The sequence below is a fragment of the Roseateles sp. genome, assembly GCF_047654805.1.
Classification (GTDB): Bacteria; Pseudomonadota; Gammaproteobacteria; order Burkholderiales; family Burkholderiaceae_C; genus Pelomonas.
Map to the genome: position 1 here is coordinate 3329573 of NZ_JASGIV010000001.1, position 19364 is coordinate 3348936.

Below are 19364 nucleotides of genomic sequence, written 5' to 3' on the forward strand. Positions count from 1 at the left end.
CGGTGGCCTCCTGCGGCGGCCGGCTCAGAGCCGCCCGGCCAACATGGCCAGGCCGCTGGCACCGACGAAGCCCGCCGTGGCGCGCCAGGCCCAGGCGCGGCTGCGCTGCAGCCAGCCGCCGGCAGCAAGGCCCACGCCGTGCAACAGCGCCGACGCCACCATGAAGCCCACCGCATAGCCCGCGAAGGACTGGCCCGGAGCCAGCTCTGCGCCGTGCGCCATGCCGTGCATCGCCGCGGCCATGCCGACCAGGGCCAGCCCGGCCGGCACCGGCAGCCGTGCCGCCGGGTGACGGGCCGCGATCATCAGCGCGCCCAGCGCGACGACGGAAACGGCCACGGCGGCCTCCAGGCCGGGCAGCATCAGCCCGAACTGCGGCAGCGCCGCGCCCAGCAGCAGCATCACGAGGAAGACGGCCGGGCCGGCCAGGCGGCGGCCGGCCGGTAGCGCAGCGGCCGACCACACGCCCACGGCCGCCATGGCCAGCAGGTGGTCGAAGCCGGAGAAGGGATGGGCGAAGCCCTCCACGAGGCCCTGGGCATCATGCCCCGGGTGGGCCTGGGCGGCGCCCGCCGCCAGTAGGGCCAGCGCGGCGATGCCACCGCGGCGGACGAGGATCTTGGTGTCGTGCATGTCGTTGTCTCCGGGTCTTGTCGTCGGGTTCAGCGCACCTTGACGCTGGTGAGCTCTTGGCCGTCGGGGCTCATCACATGCGTGGAGCAGGCCAGGCAGGGGTCGAAGGAGTGGAGCGTGCGCAGGATCTCCACCGGCTGCTCCGGGTTGACCATGGGCGTGTTCATCAGGCTGGCCTCGAAGGCGCCGATCTGGCCCTTGGTGTCGCGCGGCGAGCCGTTCCAGGTGGTGGGCACCACGCACTGGTAGTTCTCGATGCGGCCGTCCTTGATCTTGATCCAGTGGCCCAAGGCGCCGCGCGGCGCGGCCACCGTGCCCACGCCCTTGGCCTCCTTGGGCCAGGTGGACGGGTCCCACTTCTCGACGTTGGCGGTGGCCGTGTCGCCGGCCTTGATGTTGGCGATCATCTCCTTGTAGTCGTCCAGCATCATTTCGCCGCAGTACTGCGACTCCAGCGCGCGGGCCAGCGTGCGGCCGATGGTGGTGGGCAGCAGCTGCTTGGCCGTGTAATCGGTCGTCGGCAGCCCCAGGGCCTTGGGGAAGTCGGTGTTGATGATGCGGGCCGAGCTCTCGATCTGCTCCTTCACGCGCTGCGAGTACTTGTGGCCCTTGAGCGCATGGGCATAGCCCAGGATGTAGCGCGACAGCGGGCCCACCTCCACCGCATGGCCGCGCCAGCGCGGCGACTTGATCCAGGAGTACTTGGCGCTCTCGTCCAGCTCCTTGATGTCGGTGCGCGTGCCCTTGGTCTTGTCGCCCAGCACGTAGTTGGGCTCGGTGACGCCGTCCCAGGGATGCAGGCCGCGCGACTCGTCCGCGTACTTGTACCAACTGTGCGGCACGAACTCCTGCACCTGCTCGGGGTCGCGCGGGTCGACCGGGTGGATCTCGTCCCAGTTGCCGTTCAGGATGGCGCCGCCCGGCAGCTGCTGGGTATCGTGCTGGCCCATCACCTTCTCGTAGGTGCCGTAGTCCATCACGTTTGTGGCCGCCAGGCCGCCGCCGTGCAGCCAGCCGGCCTGCTTGTAGATGGTGCCGATGGCCAGCACGTCCGGGATATAGACGTTGTTGTTGAACTCGATCATTTCCCGGATGCGGGCCTCGACAAAGTTCAGGCGCTCCATCGTGATGGGGGCACCGACCGCACCGTTGCCGTCGATGTTGATGGCGCACGGCACGCCGCCCACCAGGTAGTTGGGGTGCGGGTTCTTGCCGCCGAAGATGGTATGCACCTTCACCCATTCCTTCTGCAGGTCCAGCGCCTCCAGGTAGTGGGTCACCGCCATCAGGTTGGCCTCGGGCGGCAGCACATAGGCCTTGCTGCCCCAGTAGCCGTTCATGAAGGGGCCGAGCTGGCCGCTCTCGACGAACTTCTTCAGCCGGTTCTGGATGTCGCGGAAGTAGCCCGGCGACGACAGCGGATGCGACGGCGACACCGTCTGCTGCAGCTCGCTCGTCTTCTTGGGGTCGGCCTTCAGCGCCGAGACGACGTCCACCCAGTCCAGCGCATGCAGGTGGTAGAAGTGCACAGCGTGATCGTGCACCTGCAGCGTCTTGGCCATGATCTCGCGGATCAGGTAGGCGTTCTTGGGGATGGTGATGCCCAGCGCGTCTTCCACCGCGCGCACCGAGGTCAGCGCATGGCAGCCCGTGCAGACGCCGCAAATTCGCTCGACGAAGGCCCAGGCGTCGCGCGGGTCGCGGCCCTTCAGGATGACCTCCAGCCCGCGCCACATCGTGCCGGTGGAGACGGCGTTGCGGATCACGTTGTTGCTGTCGACGTTGACCTCGCAGCGCATGTGGCCCTCGATGCGGGTCACCGGATCGACGACGATGCGCCGCCCGGTGTTGTCCATCTTGAAGCCTTGAGTTTCGTAAGCACCCATGAGTCGTCTCGCTCTCAGACCTTGCTGGTCGTGTCGTTGTTCTGTTCGCGTGTCTGCTCGCGTTTTTGCGAGGCGCGCTTGATGACCGACGCGGCGGCATGCGCCACGGCGGCGGCGCCCACCACGCCCGCGGCCGCACCACCCACCTGGTCGGCGTTGGCCTCGATGCCGAACTGGTGGATGTCGGTCAGGCGGTTGTAGAACGAGCCCTTGTCCCAGAAGCCGTCTTCCGAACAGCCGATGCAGCCGTGGCCGGCCTTGATCGGGAAGCTGGTGCCCTCGTTCCACTGCACGGTGGAGCAGGCGTTGTACGTGGTCGGCCCCTTGCAGCCGACCTTGTACAGGCAGTAGCCCTTGCGCGCGGACTCGTCGTCGAAATGCTCGACGAACTGGCCGGCGTCGAAGTGGGGCCGGCGATAACACTTGTCGTGGATGCGCTGGCTGTAGAACATCTTCGGGCGGCCCTGGCGGTCCAGCTCGGGGATGCGGTCGAAGGTCAGCATGTAGGTGATGACGCCCGTCATCACCTCGGCGATGGGCGGGCAGCCCGGCACCTTGATGATGGGCTTGTCGAAGATCACCTTGTGCACTGGCGTGGCCTGCGTCGGGTTGGGCTTGGCCGCCTGCACGCAGCCCCAGCTCGCGCAGCTGCCCCAGCTGATGATGGCCTTGGCGTCCTTGGCGACGTGCTTGAGCTGCTCGATAAAGGGCTTGCCGCCGATGATGCAGCTCATGCCATCCTGGTTGAGCGGCGGGTTGCCCTCCACGGCCAGGATGTAGTTGCCCTTGTACTTCGTCATGATCTCTTCGAGGATGGCCTCGGCCTGGTGGCCGGCAGCGGCCATCAGCGTGTCGTCGTAGTCCAGCGAGATCATCGAAAGCACCACGTCCTTGGCGAGCGGGTGCGCGGAGCGGATGAAGGACTCGGAGCAGCAGGTGCATTCCAGGCCGTGCAGCCACAGCACCGGCGTGCGCGGCTTGGTCTCCATCGCGTGGGCGATCTGCGGCACGAAGGCCGGGCCGAGACCCAGCGACGTGGCAGTGAGCGAGCAGTACTTCAGCAGGCTGCGGCGCGAGATGCCTTGCCGGCGCATGACCTCGTAGAAGGTTTCCATCTGGGCTTGTCTCCTTGGCCTCTGTTGGGTGTTGTCGGGTGCCGCCCCTCGGCGGATGAATCAGTGCATACAAGTCGCGCGCCAGCCCTGCGCCGCCCAGGGAAAACACCGAACGAGGCTTGCAAGCCCTTGATCTGGCTCAAGAAAAATAGGGGGGCCGGCGAAGCGCCGCGCCTCCGATGCAAACAGCGCTTCCAGAGGCACGGGCGCAATGGAAGCCACGCTTTCAGTCGAGATGCCAGACGCCGATGGCCGCCTGCAGCCGTGCCGTCTCCTGCCGGGCCGCCGCGCTGGCCGCCACGCTGTCGCCCGCCAGCGTCGCGTTGAGCCGGGTCGAGCCGTCCAGCGCCCGCAGCCGCTCGTTGATCTGCTGCACGCCCTCGGACTGGGCCTGGGCGGCCTGGCGGATCTGCGCCACCAGCCCGCCCAGCGCACGGATGCGCTGCGCGGCGCCATCGACCTTGGCGGCCATGTCATGCGCCAGCCGCAGGCCGGCCTCGGTCTTGTCGCGCGATTCGCCGCTCAGCGCGCGGATCTCCTGCGCCGCATCGCCGCTGCCGCGCGCCAGCGCACGCACCTCGGCCGCGACGACAGCGAACGTGCGACCCAGCTCCCTGTCGCGGCTGGCCGCCGCGGCGGCATTCAAGGCCAGAATGCCGGTCTGCACCGAGATCGCGTCGATGCGGCCGCTGATCTCGGCGATGCGCTCGCCGAAGGCCGAGATGTCCTGCATGGAGGCCTGCAGCGTGCGCGCGATGGCGCAGGCGTCTTCCGTTTCCGCGATGGCCAGCTGCGACGTCTCGTGCGCCCCGCGCGCCGACTCAGCCGTGCCGGTGCTCAGCGCGTCGATGGCCGCGGTGTGCCGGGCAGCGTCGCCGACGTTGCCCGACTGCTCGGCCGAGCGCTCCGCCAGCCGCTCCGCGCCGTCGGCCAGGCCCGCCACCTGCGCGCCGACCTGCGCGGCATGGTCGTGCGCGTCGCGCAGCACGGCCGCCATCTTGGCGACGAGCTGGTTCAGCGCGCGGTTCAGGTCGCGCAGCTCGCCGGCGCGCGGGCTGTCGTCGAAGGGGCGGTGGATGTCGCCGCCGGCAATGGCCGTGGCCGCGCTGCACGACGCGCGCAGGGGCTTCACGATGCGGCCCTGGAAGTAGACGGCGATGGCACCCGAGGCCAGGATGCCCAGCAGCCCGCTGGCGATGGCCCAGGGCCGCCAGCCGCCCCAGGCGGCCAGCAGCGCCACTGCGAGCCGAGGCGCGAGCGCGCCGGCCACCAGCGCCGCGAAAAGCAGCGCCAGCAGCCCGGCCGAGCCCTGCACGCGTCGCTGCACGGGCAGGTCCAGCGGGTTGCGCAGCGCGTGCAGCCAGGTGGCCCAGCCGGTCTCGACGATGCGGCCCTGGCGGATCTGGTGCTGCACGCCGCCACCCGACTGCCACGCGCGGTAGACGGCGTCCGCGCGCTCGACCTCCTGCGCCGAGGGCGGCAGCTGGATGGAGGTGTAGCCCAGCGCCTCGTCGCCGCGCCGCGCCGGGATGACGTTGGCCTGCACCCAGTAGTCGCCGCCGTCCCGGTGGCGGTTGCGGATCAGCCCCGTCCACGGCTGGCCGCGCCGCAGCGAGGCCCACAGGTCAGCAAACACGCGCGAGGGCATGTCCGGGTGGCGCACCACGCTGTGCGGCGCGCCAACGACCTGCTCGATGGCCAGGCCGGAGGCGCGCTGGAAAGAGGAGTTGGCGTAGGTGATGCGGCCCTGCGCATCTGTGACGGTGACGATGGGTGCGCCGCCCGCGCCGGCGGCCGCGGGGTGCGGTAGGTGGGGCACGAGGATGTCTCCGGATCTGCTTGTTGTGAGCAGCCGCCATGCAAGCTCTGCGCCCGCGCCGCCGCGCCGGGGCCACCTGCCGCCATCGGTCACACCCATGCCGGGGCGGCCTCGCAACCGGAAGGCGCGCTTCCAGCCGCCCTGCCCCGCCAAGCCCCCTTCAGTGCGCCGTGGCGAGATGCCGGCGCAGCCGGCGCAGGTTGACCACCACGGCCAACGCGACGAACGGCACCGTGGCGCCGACAACCCAGGCCTCGTTGGCGCCCACGGCCTTGGCCAGCGGCTTGAGGGCGTAGGCCGCCAGGCCCACGCCGTAGTAGGTCATCGCGATGACGGACAACCCTTCCACCATCTCCTGCAGGCGCAGCTGCAGGCCCTGGCGGCGGTCCAGCGAGGCCAGCAGCGACTGGTTCTGGCGCTCGCGTTCGACCTCGGAGCGCGTCTGCAGCAGCTGCGCGGCACGGGCGATGCGCTTGGACAGCTCGGCCTGCCTGGCCGCCGTCGCGGCGCAGCTCTCGATGGCGGGGCGGAAGCGCCGGTCCAGGAACTCTGACAGCGGCTGCAGCCCCGGCACCACGGCTTCCCGCAGCTCGGCCATGCGGCGGTCCACGATGCCGCCGTAGGCCCGCGTCGCCGAGAAGCGCGCACCGTGGTCGGCCAGCGCGTGCTCCACGCGGGCAGCCAGCGCCACCAGCTCGTTCAGCAGCGCCTCGTCGCCGTCCGCCGCGCTGCGGAAGCGCTCCATCAGCGAGGCAAGTTCCTCCTCCTCCGCGCCCAGCTCGCCCATGCGGCGCGCAGCCAGCGGCAGGCTCAGCAGCGCCATCATGCGGTAGGTGTCGATCTCGACCAGGCGCTGCGCGGTGCGGCCGGCGCGGCGGCGGTTCAGCGCGTGGTCGAACACCAGGAAGCGGGTCACACCGTCGACGGCGCGCAGGTCCGTCACCACCGTGGCCGCGCCGTCGGCGATGCGGTTGCCCACCACCAGCTCGTTGCCGAACAGCGGCGCCACCTCGCGCACATGCGGCGGCTCGCCCGCGCAGGGCAACAGCGCCACCAGCGTGGCGGCCACCATCTCGCCGGGCAGCCGCGCCAGCCAGCCCTCGGGCAGTGCGGCCAGCCAGGCGGTGTCGAAGGCCTCGCCCAGCGCTGCCGGGCCGCTTTCGGCGAACACGCTGAAGCTGAAGAACTCGGTGTGCCGTTCCCACTTGATGCGCAGCCCGCGCCACTGCAGGCGCAGGTGGGTGGCGCCCCGGGCATCGGCGGCGGCGGCGTCCAGCTCGGCGAGGTGGGCCAGGCATTGCGCGTCCTGCGCGGCATCGACGCGCAGCGTGGCGACGGACAGCACGCAGCCCGGCGACGACAGCGTCTCGAAAGGACGCGCGTGCAGCTCGTCGGCAAGCCGCTGGCGCTGCGGCAGTTCGGGAGGAAGGGTCAGGGATCGCGGGACAGGCAGGGTGTTCATGCCCGCGCTTTTTGCACTTTGCGTGCCTGCGCCGTTCTGGAGCGTGCCGGCCGCGTGGCCGGGGCCGCGCAGGCCGGGCCGGTGCGCAGTTGCTCAAGGATGAGACGCTGCCCGTCGTCCGCCAGGAACTGCTTGAAGGCGGACGCCACCTGCGGCAACCGGCGTGTGGCCAGGTGCATCGCGTACCACTCGCGCTCCAGCGGGTTGCCGGCCATGGGCAGCAGCGCCAGCAGGCCGGCTTGCAGCTCCAGGCCGCAGGTGTGCAACGACAGGAAGGCCGCGCCGAACCCGGCCGCGCACATCTGCTTGATGGCCTCGTTGCTGGACATCTCGGAACCGATGCGCAACGGCAGGCCGGCGTCCTTGTGCAGCCGCTCCAACGTCGTACGCGTGCCCGAGCCGCGCTCGCGCACGAGCAGGTTGGCACCGGCCAGGTCGGCCAGCGTCAGGTCGCGCCTGCTCATCAGCGGATGCCGCGGCGATGCGAGGAAAGCCATCGGGTGCTTGGCAAAGGCCACGGCCGTCGTTTTCAGCTCGCCGGGAGGGCGCCCCATGATGGCGATGTCCACCTCCTGAGCCCCCAGCATGGCGACGATCTCGTCGCGGTTGCCTACGCGCAACTTGACCTTGACGTGCGGATGCTCGGCCGCGAACGCCACCAGCAGCGGGGGCAGCAGGTACTCGGCCGTCGTCACCGCGCCCACGCGCAGCGTGCCCGAGAACACGCCGCGCTGCGCCGCCATCTCGTCGCCGGCCTCGCGCCAAAGGTCGAGGATGCGCGCCGCGTAGTCGGCCATCACCTCGCCTGCCGCGCTGAGCCGGACGCCACGCCCCTCCCGCTCAAGCAACGGTGCGCCAGCACTTTCTTCCAGCAGCTTTAGCTGAATGGACACGGCCGGCTGCGTCAAGTGCAGCTCCCCCGCAGCACGCGAAACGCTACCCAGGCGAGCCACAGCATGAAAGGCGGCGAGCTGACGGAATGTGGCGTTCTTAAGCATCAGCAAAAGCAAATCATTTAAGAAAAAGAATTAACTATTACGAATGTATTCCGATCTCTACATTCGCGTCCATCGCCACCGTCACCGAGCAAGGAGAGTGCCCATGGGCAATATGTCAGAAGCCACGCAGATCACCGACGCCAAGAAGCGCTATTCAGCCGGCGTCCTGAAGTACGCCCAGATGGGCTACTGGGACGCGGACTATGTGCCCAAGGAGACCGACATCCTGGCGTTGTTCCGCATCACGCCGCAGGACGGCGTGGATCCCATCGAGGCCGCCGCAGCCGTGGCCGGCGAGTCCAGCACCGCAACCTGGACGGTGGTCTGGACCGACCGATTGACTGCCTGCGACATGTACCGAGCCAAGGCCTACCGCGTCGACCCCGTACCCAACAACCCGGGTCAGTACTTTTGCTACGTCGCCTATGACCTCAGCCTGTTCGAGGAAGGCTCCATCACCAACGTCGCAGCGTCCGTCATCGGCAACGTGTTCAGCTTCAAGCCGTTGAAGGCCGCGCGACTGGAGGACATGAAGTTCCCGGTCGCCTATGTGAAGACCTTCGCCGGCCCGCCGACCGGCATCGTCGTGGAGCGCGAGCGGCTGGACAAGTTCGGCCGCCCATTGCTGGGCGCCACGACGAAGCCCAAGTTGGGCCTGTCGGGCCGCAACTACGGCCGCGTCGTCTACGAGGGCCTGAAGGGCGGCCTGGACTTCATGAAGGACGACGAGAACATCAACTCGCAGCCCTTCATGCACTGGCGCGACCGCTTCCTGTTCGTCATGGACGCCGTCAACAAGGCCAGCGCCGCCACCGGCGAGGTGAAGGGCAGCTACCTCAACGTGACGGCCGGCACGATGGAGGAGATGTACCGCCGCGCCGAGTTCGCCAAGTCGCTGGGCTCGGTCATCATCATGGTGGACCTGGTCGTCGGCTACACGGGCATCCAGAGCCTGAGCCACTGGTGCCGGCAGAACGACATGATCCTGCACCTGCACCGCGCTGGCCACGGCACCTACACGCGCCAGAAGAACCATGGCGTCAGCTTCCGTGTCATCGCGAAGTGGATGCGGCTGGCGGGCGTGGACCACATCCACGCGGGAACGGCGGTGGGCAAGCTGGAAGGCGACCCGCTGACCGTGCAGGGCTACTACAACATCTGCCGCGACACGCAGACGGCCGTCGACCTGCCGCGCGGCGTCTACTTCGAGCAGGACTGGGGCGCGATCAAGAAGGTCATGCCGGTCGCGTCCGGCGGCATCCATGCCGGCCAGATGCACCAGCTCATCGATCTCTTCGGCGACGACGTGGTGCTGCAGTTCGGCGGCGGCACCATCGGCCATCCGCAAGGCATCCAGGCCGGCGCCACCGCCAACCGCGTGGCACTCGAAGCCATGGTGCTGGCCCGCAACGAAGGCCGCGACATCGCCAACGAAGGCCCGCAGATCCTGCGCGACGCCGCCCGCTGGTGCAGCCCGCTGGCCGCCGCCCTCGAGACCTGGGGCGACATCACCTTCAACTACACGTCGACCGACACGTCGGACTACGTGACCACGCCTTCCGTGGCCTGAACAGGAGCGAGCACACCATGCGAATCACCCAAGGCACCTTCTCCTTCCTGCCCGACCTGAGCGACGCGCAGATCGTCAAGCAGATCGACTGCTGCCTCGCCAAGGGCTGGGCCATCGGCATCGAGTACACGGACGACCCGCACCCCCGCAACACCTACTGGGAGATGTTCGGCAACCCGATGTTCGACATCGGCGACGCGGCCGGCGTGATGCTGGAGCTCAAGAGCTGCCGCAAGAGCTTCCCCAGCCACTACATCCGCCTGACGGCGTTCGACTCCACGCATGGCACGGAGTCGGTGGTGCTGTCCTTCATCGTCAACCGGCCCGCGGCCGAGCCGGGCTTCCGGCTGATCCGCACCGAGGAGCCGGGCCGCACGCTGCGCTATTCGATCGAGAGCTACTCGGTGCAGCGCGCCTCGGAAGGCCAACGCTACTGAGGCCGCGGACATGAGCGCCCTGCCCACGCCATCGCCCGCCCAGACGCCGGCCGCGCTGCTCGAAGCCTCGGGCGTGCGCGACGTGCTGGACCAGCTCGACCGCGAGCTGGTCGGCCTCGCGCCGGTCAAGGGGCGCATCCGCGACATCGCGGCGCTGCTGCTCATCGACAAGCTGCGCGCCGAGCAGGGCCTGCAGGCAACAAAGCCGTCGCTGCACATGTGCTTCACCGGCAACCCCGGCACCGGCAAGACGACGGTGGCGCTACGCATGGCGGCCGTGCTCAAGCAGCTGGGCTATGTGCGCAAAGGCCACCTGGTGGCCGTCACGCGTGACGACCTGGTGGGCCAGTTCATCGGCCACACGGCACCCAAGACGCGCGAGATCGTCAAGAAGGCGATGGGCGGCGTGCTCTTCATCGACGAGGCCTACTACCTCTACAAGCCCGAGAACGAGCGCGACTACGGCCAGGAGTCCATCGAGATCCTGCTGCAGGTCATGGAGAACCACCGCGATGACCTCGTCGTCATCCTGGCCGGCTACCGCGACCGCATGGAGACCTTCTTCTCCAGCAACCCGGGCATGGCCTCGCGCATCGCCCACCACATCGACTTCCCCGACTACAGCGAGCCCGAGCTGATGCAGATCGCGCAGCTGATGCTTGAGCAGCTCAACTACCGCTTCGACGAAGCGGCTTCGCCGGCCTTCGCGCGCTACGTGGGCCTGCGCCGCGAGCAGCCCCACTTCGCCAACGCGCGCTCCATCCGCAACGCGCTGGACCGCATCCGCTTGCGCCACGCCACGCGGCTGTTCACGGCCGACACGGCGCTGACGCGCGAGCAGCTCTGCACGCTGCAGGCCGAGGACGTGCTCGCCAGCCGCGTGTTCACCGCGCCGGAGGTCAGCCATGGCGATTGAGGCCCTCATCTTCGACGTCGACGGCACGCTGGCCGACACCGAGGAGGCCCACCGCGTGGCTTTCAACCTGGCCTTCGAGCGCCACCGCCTGGGCTGGACCTGGAGCCGCACCGACTACCGCCAGCTGCTGGAGGTGACCGGCGGCAAGGAGCGCATCGCCAGCTACATCGACATGCTGCCGGTGTCCGCCGCCGAGCGAACCCGCCTGCACGGCCTGGTGCCCGCGCTACATGCCGAGAAGACGCGCTTCTACACCGCCGTCGTCCAGGAGGGCGGCGTGCCGCTGCGCGACGGCGTGGCCCGGCTCATCCACGAGGCGCTGGACCACGGCTGCCGGCTGGCCATCGCCAGCACCACCACCGCCGTCAACATCCATGCGCTGCTCACCTCGACGCTGGGGTCCCGCGGGCTGGACCTGTTTGCCGTGATCGCCTGCGGCGACCAGGTGCGCGCCAAGAAGCCAGCACCCGACATCTACCGCCTGGCACTGGCCACGCTGGGCCTGCAGCCCGAGCAGGCGCTGGCGCTGGAGGACTCCGTCAACGGCCTGCGCGCCGCCACCGGCGCCGGCCTGTGGACGCTGGTGACGCCCACCTTCTGGACCCAAGGCGATGACTTCGCCGCGGCCGGCCTTGTGCTGCCCGGTCTGGGTGAACCCCAGGCGCCCTTGGACGGCGAACCTGGCTGCCTGCTGAAGACGGCCGGCTGGCTGTGCTTCGAGGAACTGTGCGCGCTCGCCAGCCCACCTCCACCCCTGAACACCGTCCAGGCCCTGTACCGAGGCCTCACCTCATGAACGCAATCGCCACCGCGCACCCGCTGCGCATCGCACCCAGTCTGTTGTCCGCCGACTTCTCGCGGTTGGGCGAGGAGGTCCGCGCCGTCATCGAGGCCGGCGCCGACCTCATCCACTTTGACGTGATGGACAACCACTACGTGCCCAACCTGACCGTGGGGCCCATGGTGTGCCAGGCCATCAAGCCGCACTGCCGCACGGCCGACGGCCGGCCTGTGCCCATCGACGTGCACCTGATGGTGCAGCCGGTGGACGCGCTGATCCCCATGTTCGCCGAGGCCGGCGCTGACCTCATCACCTTCCACCCCGAAGCCAGCCTGCACGTGGACCGCAGCCTGCAGCTGATCCGCTCTCTGGGCATGAAGGCCGGCCTGGTGCTGAACCCGGCCACGCCGCTGCACATCATCGACCATGTCATGGACCGGCTGGACCTCGTGCTGCTGATGTCGGTGAACCCCGGCTTTGGCGGCCAGGCCTTCATCGAAAGCACGCTGCCCAAGATCGAGCTGCTGCGCCGGCGCATCGACGCCACCGGGCGCGACATCTGGCTGGAGGTGGACGGCGGCGTGAACGGGCGCAACATCCGCCGCGTCGTGGCCGCTGGCGCCGACACCGTGGTGGCCGGCTCGGCTGTGTTCACGGGTGGCGACTACCGCCGCAGCATCGCCGCGCTGCGCGGCGAGGCCGAGGGAGGCCCGCGATGAGCGCCCCCATCGCCGCCATCGCCTTCGACCTGGACGGCACGCTGATCGACAGCGCCGCCGGTGTCGCGCTGGCGCTCAACACCGCGCTGGCCGCGGCCGGGCTGGGCAGCTTCGCGCTGCCCACCGTGCGCGGCTGGATAGGCGACGGGCCGGACGCGCTGATCCAGCGGGCGCTGCGCGCCTCGGCCCTGGACGGTGTCAACCCCGCGACGCTCGCGTGGCGGCTGCGCCGCGACTTCGACGCAGCCACGCTGCAGGACCCCGCCGTGCAGGGCGATGCCTACCCGGGCATGGCGGAGCTGCTGCACGAACTGTCGGACGTCTACCCGCTCGCGGTGGTCACCAACAAGCCCACGCCGCTGGCACGGGCCGTGCTGGATGCCGCGGGGCTGCTGGGCCATTTCGCGGCCGTGCACGGCGCCGACACCCCGGCGCAGCGCAAGCCTTCGCCGCTGCTGATCCAGCAGGCCGTGCAGCGGCTGGACATGCAGGCAGCGGCGCTGCTGATGGTGGGCGATGGTCCACACGACCTGCAGGCCGCGCGCGCCGCCGGCTGCCGCGCGGCCTGGGTGAGCTGGGGCTACGGCGAGGCGCCGGCCCTGTTCACCGCGGACACCTGGCGGCTGGATGCCCCACGCGAACTGATCGCCCGGCTGCGCCCGCCCGAGACGGCCCCTGGCCGTGCACCGATTCATTGAGAAGACAGGAGACCGCGATGCCCACCGGAGGACGTTCCACCCTCACCCAGTTCCTCATCGAGGAGCGACGCCGCCACCCCGACGCCACCGGCGACCTCAACGCGCTGATCACCGACGTGTCGCTGGCCTGCAAGGCCATCGCCCGCAAGGTGGCCTACGGTGCGCTGGCCGGCGTGCTGGGCAGCGCCGGGACGGACAACGTGCAAGGCGAGGACCAGAAGACCCTGGACGTGCTGGCCAACGACATGTTCCTGCGCGCCAGCGAATGGGGCGGTCACGTCGCTGGCATGTTGTCCGAGGAGATGGAAGCGCCCTATGCGCTGCCGCCCCAGCACCCGCGCGGCAAGTACCTGCTGCTGTTCGACCCGCTGGACGGCTCGTCCAACATCGACGTCAACGTGTCGGTGGGCAGCATCTTCTCGGTGCTGCGCGCCGAGACGCCGGGCGCGGACCCGCAGCCGCAGGACTTCCTGCAGCCCGGCAGCACCCAGGTCTGCGCCGGCTACGCGATCTACGGCCCCTCCACCATGCTGGTGCTGACGCTGGGCCGCGGCACGCATGCCTTCACGCTGGACCCGCAGCTGGGCGAGTGGGTGCTCAGCCACCGCGACCTGCAGGTGCCCGAAAGAACTCGCGAGTTCGCGATCAACGCCTCCAACAGCCGCTTCTGGGAACCCGCCGTGAAGCGCTACGTGGACGAGTGCACGGCCGGCAAGGCCGGGCCGCGCGGCGACGACTTCAACATGCGCTGGATCGCCTCGCTGGTGGCCGAGACGCACCGCATCCTGATGCGCGGCGGCGTCTTCCTCTACCCGCGCGACACCAAGGACCCGGCCCGTGCCGGCCGGCTGCGCCTGCTCTACGAAGCCAGCCCCATCTCCTTCCTGGTCGAGCAGGCCGGCGGCCGAGCCAGCACCGGTCGCGGCCGGTTGATGGACGTGCAGCCCGACACGCTGCACCAGCGCATCGGCTTCGTGTTCGGCTCGGCGCAGGAGGTGGCGCGCATCGAGAAGTACCACGCCGAGGAGCCCGGCCAGAGCTACGACTCGCCGCTGTTCGGCAAGCGCGGCCTGTTCGCTGCCAACGCCTGAGCGCGCGCTGCCCATCGCACGGGCGCCTTCGCGGCGCCGGCCCAACCGCATCCGAAAACGAACGGGGAACCCCATGTCCGCCAAACATCCCATCATCGCCATCACCGGGTCGTCCGGCGCGGGCACCACGTCGGTGACGCGCACCTTCGAGAACATCTTCCGCCGCGAAGACGTGGCCGCCGCCATCATCGAGGGCGACAGCTTCCACCGCTATGACCGCCAGGCCATGAAGGTCGCGATGGCCGAGGCCGAGCAGCAGGACAACCCGCACTTCAGCCACTTCGGCGAGAGCGCCAATCTGTTCGACGAACTGCAGGATCTGTTCCGCAGCTATGGCGAGACCGGCAGCGGCCAGAGCCGCAAATACCTGCACAACGACGAGGAGGCCCGGCCCTACCAGCAGCCGCCCGGCACCTTCACGGCCTGGGAGCCGCTGCCGCCCAGCGACCTGCTGTTCTACGAGGGCCTGCACGGCGGCGTGACGACGGACAAGGTGGACGTGGCGCGCTTCGTGGACCTGCTGATCGGCGTCGTGCCGGTCATCAACCTGGAATGGATCCAGAAGATCCACCGCGACCGCAGCACGCGCGGCTACTCCACCGAGGCGGTCACCGACGTGATCCTGCGCCGCATGCACGAGTACGTGCACTACATCTGCCCGCAGTTCACGCGCACGCACATCAACTTCCAGCGCGTGCCGGTGGTGGACACCTCCGACCCTTTCATCGCCCGCACCATCCCCACCGCCGACGAGAGCCTGGTGGTGATCCGCTTCGCCAACCCGCGCGGCTTCGACTTCCCCTACCTGCTCAGCATGCTGCACGACTCGTGGATGTCGCGCGCCAACACGCTGGTGGTGCCGGGCGGCAAGATGGAACTGGCCATGCAGCTGATCTTCACGCCCATGATCCTGCGGCTGGTGGAGCGCCGTCGCAACCTGCTGGCCGCGGCATGAGGTCAGGCATGAAGAACACCTACGCCCAAGCCTCCCGCGCCACCTGCGCCAACGCGCTGCGCGTGCTCGCCATCGACGCCGTGCAGGCCGCCAACTCCGGCCACCCCGGCATGCCCATGGGCATGGCCGACATCGCCGAGGCGCTGTGGCGCCACCACCTGCGCCACGACCCGGCCGACCCGGCCTGGCTGGACCGCGACCGCTTCGTGCTGTCCAACGGCCACGGCTCCATGCTGCTGTACGCGCTGCTGCACCTGAGCGGCTACGACCTGCCCATGGACGAGCTGCGGCGCTTCCGCCAGCTGCACTCCCGCACGCCCGGCCACCCCGAGCTGGGCATGACGCCCGGCGTGGAAACCACCACCGGCCCACTGGGCCAGGGCATCGCCAACGCGGTGGGCATGGCGTTGGCGGAGAAACTGCTCGCCGACGAGTTCAACCGCCCCGGCCACGCCGTGGTGGACCACCGCACCTACGCCTTCCTGGGCGACGGCTGCCTGATGGAAGGCATCAGCCACGAGGCCTGCTCCCTGGCCGGCACCTGGCGGCTGAACAAGCTGGTGGCCTTCTACGACGACAACGGTATCTCCATTGACGGCGACGTGAAGGGCTGGTTCGGCGATGACACGCCCGGCCGCTTCGAGGCCTACGGCTGGACGGTGCTGCGCGACGTCGACGGCCATGACTTCGAAGCGCTGGACCGCGCCATCGCCGCCGCCCACAGGTCCGACAGGCCCGTGCTGGTGTGCTGCCGCACGACCATAGGCCAGGGTTCGCCCAACCGCGCCGGCACGGCCAAGGCCCATGGCGAGCCGCTGGGCAAGGACGAGATCGCGCTGACCCGTGCTGCGCTGGGCTGGACGGCCCCGCCCTTCGAGGTGCCGGAAGACGTGCAGGCCGCTTGGTCCGCCCGCGAACGCGGCGCGGCGCTGAGCGGCGCCTGGCGGCAGCGATTCACCGAGTACACCCTCGCCTACCCCGACCTGGCCCGCGAGCTGCTGCGCCGCCATGACCGCGGCGCGCCACTGGCGCCGGAGACCGAGGAGGCGCTGGCGCTGGCCTGCGCCAACGCCGAGGCCAGGGCCGCCGCGGTCGCCTCCCGCAAGGCGTCGCAGGACGCGCTGCAGGAAGTCGCTCCCGCCATGCCCGAGCTGCTGGGCGGCTCGGCCGACCTCACCGGCTCCAACCTCACCGACTGGAAGGGGCACCGCCCGCTCAAGGGGGCCGGCACCGGCAACCACGTGCACTACGGCGTGCGCGAGTTCGGCATGGCGGCCATCATGAACGGCGTGGCGCTGCACGGCGGCTACCGGCCTTTTGGCGGCACCTTTCTCGCTTTCTCCGACTACGCCCGCAACGGCGTGCGCATGTCGGCGCTGATGAAGCTGCCGGTCGTGTACGTCTACACCCACGACTCCATCGGCCTGGGCGAGGACGGCCCGACGCACCAGCCGGTGGAGCACGCCTCCAGCCTGCGGCTGATCCCCGGCGTGGACGTCTGGCGTCCGGCGGATGCGACCGAGACCGCCGTGGCCTGGCGCGAATCGCTGCGCCGCGCGGACGGGCCGAGCTGCCTGCTGCTGTCGCGCCAGGCGCTGCCGCACGCCGGCGACGGCCGTCCGCGGCTAGACGACATCGCCCGCGGCGCCTATGTGCTGCGCCGCCCCGAGGGCGAGCGGGTGGTGCTGATCGCCAGCGGCTCCGAGGTGGGCGTGGCGCTGGCGACGGCGGCGCTGCTGGCCGAGGCCGGCATCCCGGCCCGTGTCGTGTCCGTGCCCTGCCTGGACGTGTTCGAGCGGCAAGACGCCAGCTGGCGTCGCGACGTCATCCCGCGCCACCTGCCGCGCCTGGCCGTCGAGGCCGGCAGCACCAGCCTGTGGTGGAAGCACGTGGGCGAAGACGGTGATGTCGTCGGCATCGACCGTTTCGGCGAATCGGCCCCGGCGGGCGAGCTGTTCCCGCTGTTCGGTATCACCGCCGACGCGGTGGCCAGCCGCGCGCGGGCGCTGCTGCGCCCGGCAGCCTGAATCCCCTCAATCAAAACACGAGAGACATCCCCTTGACCACTCGCATCGCCATCAACGGCTATGGCCGCATCGGCCGCAACGTGCTTCGCGCCCTGTTCGAAACGCAGCGCACCGACGACGTCCAGATCGTCGCCATCAACGACCTGGGCGATGCCCGCGTCAACGCCCACCTGACCCGCCACGACACGACACATGGCCGCTTCGGCTTGCCCGTCGCCGTCGATGGTGACCACCTGGTGGTGGATGGCCGGCGCATCCGCGTCACCTCCATTCGCAACCCGGCCGAGTTGCCTTGGAAGGACATGGGCGTGGACATCGTCCTGGAATGCACCGGCCTGTTCACGAGCAAGGCCAAGGCCGGTGCCCACCTGGCCGCTGGTGCGAGGAAGGTGTTGATCAGCGCGCCCGGCGGTGCCGACGTGGACGCCACCATCGTCTACGGCGTCAACCACGGCGTGCTGCGCGCCGATCACACCGTCGTCTCCAACGCCTCCTGCACCACCAACTGCCTGGCACCGGTGGCCCAGGTGCTGCACGCCGGGCTGGGCATCGCGCACGGGCTGATGACCACCGTGCACAGCGTCACCAACGACCAGGTGCTGACTGACGTCTACCACGAGGACCTGCGCCGCGCCCGCTCGGCCACGCAGTCCATGATCCCCACCAAGACGGGCGCCGCCGCCGCGGTGGGCCTGGTGCTGCCCGAGCTGGCCGGCCGGCTCGATGGCTTCGCGGTGCGGGTGCCGACCATCAACGTTTCGCTGGTGGACCTGGTGTTCACCGCGCAGCGCGACACCACGGTGGAGGAGGTCAACGCGCTGGTGCGCCAAGCTGCGGCGGCCGGCCCGTTGAAGGACATTCTGGGCTGGAGCGACGAGCCGCTGGTGTCAGTGGACTTCAACCACGACGCCCGCTCCAGCGTATTCGACGCCAGCTGCACCAAGGTCGCCGGCGGCCGGCTCGTCAAGGTCTGCGCGTGGTACGACAACGAGTGGGGCTTCTCCAACCGCATGGTCGACACGGCGCTGGCCATGTCCCGCGCTTGAGGGCCGACGACATGGCCTTCAAGACCCTGGACCAGATCAACCTGCGCGGCCAGCGCGTGTTCATCCGCTGCGACCTCAACGTGCCGCTGGACGCCGCCGGCCGCATCGCCGACGACACCCGTATCCGCGCCAGCCTCGACGGCATACGCCACGCCATGCAGCAGGGTGGGCGGGTGATGGTGACCTCGCACCTGGGCCGCCCAGCCGAAGGCGCACTCGATGCCAGCGACTCGCTGCGGCCCGTCGCGCAACGTCTCGCGCAGCTGCTGGGTGTGCCGGTGCCGCTGATCGACAACTGGCTGGAGGTGCCTTTCGGCGTGCAGCCCGGCGGCGTCGTGATGCTGGAGAACTGCCGCGCACACGTCGGCGAAAAGGCCAATTCGCCCGAACTGGCCCAGCGCATGGCCGCGCTGTGCGACGTCTACGTGAACGACGCCTTCGGCACCGCCCACCGCGCGGAAGCCACGACCGAGGCGCTGGCCCGGCTGGCTCGCGAAGCCTGCGCCGGCCCGCTGATGGCGTCGGAGCTGTTGGCGCTGAGCCGTGCGCTGGCCGCACCGGAGCGCCCCATGGCGGCCATCGTCGGTGGCTCCAAGGTGTCGACCAAGCTGGCCATCCTCAACGCGCTGGCACAGCGGGTGGAGCTGCTGGTGGTGGGCGGTGGCATGGCCAACACCTTCCTGCTGGCTGCCGGTCAGCCTGTCGGCAAATCGTTGTGCGAGCCCACCATGGTGGACGCCGCCCGCGAGGTGGTGGCCACGCTGAAGGCCCGCGGCGCGCGCCTCTTCCTGCCCACCGACGTGGTGGTGGCCGACGAGGTCTCCGAGACCGCCCTGCCCGCCATCAAGGCCGTGGCCCAGGTGGCCGGCAACGACCTCATCCTCGACTTCGGTCCACAGTCCATGCGCCGCCTAGTCGACGAGCTGCAGGCATGCAAGACCATCGTCTGGAACGGGCCTCTCGGCGTGTTCGAGATCGAGAAGTTCTCGCACGGCACGCGCATGCTGGCCACGGCCATCGCCGGGGCCAGCGCCTACTCGATCGCCGGCGGCGGCGACACCGTAGCCGCCGTCAACCAGTTCGACGTGGCGGCCCGCATCGACTACGTGTCCACGGCCGGGGGCGCCTTCCTGGAGTTCCTGGAAGGCAAGACTCTTCCCGCCGTTCGCGCGCTTGAAGACCGCGCCCACTGATTCCAACCCCGACAGGAG

At 69.8% G+C, this 19364-nt stretch carries 17 protein-coding genes; 11 read left to right on the top strand and 6 right to left on the bottom strand.

Translation table 11 applies throughout. The features are described 5' to 3' along the window. Nucleotides 1-24: 24 nt before the first annotated feature. From QM732_RS15025 to QM732_RS15050, 6 genes are all read right to left on the bottom strand, one after another. Nucleotides 25-633: a HupE/UreJ family protein gene (locus QM732_RS15025; protein ID WP_415656925.1), complete on the bottom strand. Its 609-nt coding sequence runs from the start codon at nucleotides 631-633 to the stop codon at nucleotides 25-27. A gap of 29 nt (nucleotides 634-662) precedes the next feature. Beyond that, nucleotides 663-2519, bottom strand: a complete 1857-nt coding sequence (locus QM732_RS15030) for a nickel-dependent hydrogenase large subunit (protein WP_415656926.1) — start codon at nucleotides 2517-2519, stop codon at nucleotides 663-665. Nucleotides 2520-2533: 14 nt separating this feature from the next. Continuing rightward, nucleotides 2534-3634 carry a hydrogenase small subunit gene (locus tag QM732_RS15035; protein ID WP_415656927.1) on the bottom strand — a complete coding sequence of 367 codons (1101 nt, stop codon included), beginning with the start codon at nucleotides 3632-3634 and terminating at the stop codon, nucleotides 2534-2536. Nucleotides 3635-3860: 226 nt separating this feature from the next. Continuing rightward, the gene (locus QM732_RS15040; protein ID WP_415656928.1) at nucleotides 3861-5453 is read right to left on the bottom strand and encodes a methyl-accepting chemotaxis protein; all 1593 of its coding nucleotides are present in this window, start codon (nucleotides 5451-5453) and stop codon (nucleotides 3861-3863) included. 160 nt (nucleotides 5454-5613) lie between these two features. Continuing rightward, on the bottom strand, nucleotides 5614-6915 hold the full coding sequence (locus QM732_RS15045; RefSeq protein ID WP_415656929.1) for a DUF3422 family protein: 1302 nt from the start codon (nucleotides 6913-6915) through the stop codon (nucleotides 5614-5616). Beyond that, nucleotides 6912-7913, bottom strand: coding sequence for a LysR family transcriptional regulator (locus tag QM732_RS15050; RefSeq protein WP_415656930.1), 1002 nt, complete (start codon nucleotides 7911-7913; stop codon nucleotides 6912-6914). The genes QM732_RS15045 and QM732_RS15050 overlap by 4 nt, the downstream gene beginning before the upstream one ends. 112 nt (nucleotides 7914-8025) lie before the next feature. On the opposite strand from QM732_RS15050, the gene QM732_RS15055 reads away from it, so the two are divergent. From QM732_RS15055 to QM732_RS15105, 11 genes are all read left to right on the top strand, one after another. Then, on the top strand, nucleotides 8026-9483 hold the full coding sequence (locus QM732_RS15055) for a form I ribulose bisphosphate carboxylase large subunit (protein ID WP_415659389.1): 1458 nt from the start codon (nucleotides 8026-8028) through the stop codon (nucleotides 9481-9483). Nucleotides 9484-9500: 17 nt separating this feature from the next. Continuing rightward, on the top strand, nucleotides 9501-9920 hold the full coding sequence (locus QM732_RS15060) for a ribulose bisphosphate carboxylase small subunit (protein ID WP_415656931.1): 420 nt from the start codon (nucleotides 9501-9503) through the stop codon (nucleotides 9918-9920). Between the two features lie 10 nt (nucleotides 9921-9930). Continuing rightward, nucleotides 9931-10836: a CbbX protein gene (gene cbbX / locus QM732_RS15065; protein WP_415656932.1), complete on the top strand. Its 906-nt coding sequence runs from the start codon at nucleotides 9931-9933 to the stop codon at nucleotides 10834-10836. Continuing rightward, on the top strand, nucleotides 10826-11632 hold the full coding sequence (locus QM732_RS15070) for an HAD-IA family hydrolase (protein WP_415656933.1): 807 nt from the start codon (nucleotides 10826-10828) through the stop codon (nucleotides 11630-11632). Before cbbX ends, QM732_RS15070 begins: the two co-directional genes overlap by 11 nt. After that, complete coding sequence (rpe, locus tag QM732_RS15075) at nucleotides 11629-12336, top strand: ribulose-phosphate 3-epimerase (protein WP_415656934.1); 708 nt, start codon at nucleotides 11629-11631, stop codon at nucleotides 12334-12336. Before QM732_RS15070 ends, rpe begins: the two co-directional genes overlap by 4 nt. Next, nucleotides 12333-13034 (top strand): HAD family hydrolase, encoded by a 702-nt coding sequence (locus QM732_RS15080; protein ID WP_415656935.1) that lies wholly within the window; start codon nucleotides 12333-12335, stop codon nucleotides 13032-13034. The genes rpe and QM732_RS15080 overlap by 4 nt, the downstream gene beginning before the upstream one ends. Nucleotides 13035-13051: 17 nt before the next feature. Beyond that, the gene (locus QM732_RS15085; RefSeq protein WP_415656936.1) at nucleotides 13052-14125 is read left to right on the top strand and encodes a class 1 fructose-bisphosphatase; all 1074 of its coding nucleotides are present in this window, start codon (nucleotides 13052-13054) and stop codon (nucleotides 14123-14125) included. A 73-nt stretch (nucleotides 14126-14198) separates the two neighbouring features. Next, complete coding sequence (locus QM732_RS15090) at nucleotides 14199-15080, top strand: phosphoribulokinase (RefSeq protein ID WP_415656937.1); 882 nt, start codon at nucleotides 14199-14201, stop codon at nucleotides 15078-15080. 8 nt (nucleotides 15081-15088) lie between these two features. After that, entirely contained in the window at nucleotides 15089-17107 is a 2019-nt protein-coding gene (gene tkt / locus QM732_RS15095; RefSeq protein ID WP_415656938.1) for a transketolase, read from the top strand. 32 nt (nucleotides 17108-17139) lie between these two features. Beyond that, nucleotides 17140-18153 (top strand): type I glyceraldehyde-3-phosphate dehydrogenase, encoded by a 1014-nt coding sequence (gene gap / locus QM732_RS15100; protein ID WP_415656939.1) that lies wholly within the window; start codon nucleotides 17140-17142, stop codon nucleotides 18151-18153. An 11-nt stretch (nucleotides 18154-18164) separates the two neighbouring features. Then, the gene (locus QM732_RS15105) at nucleotides 18165-19346 is read left to right on the top strand and encodes a phosphoglycerate kinase (RefSeq protein WP_415656940.1); all 1182 of its coding nucleotides are present in this window, start codon (nucleotides 18165-18167) and stop codon (nucleotides 19344-19346) included. The last annotated feature ends 18 nt before the right edge of the window (nucleotides 19347-19364 follow it).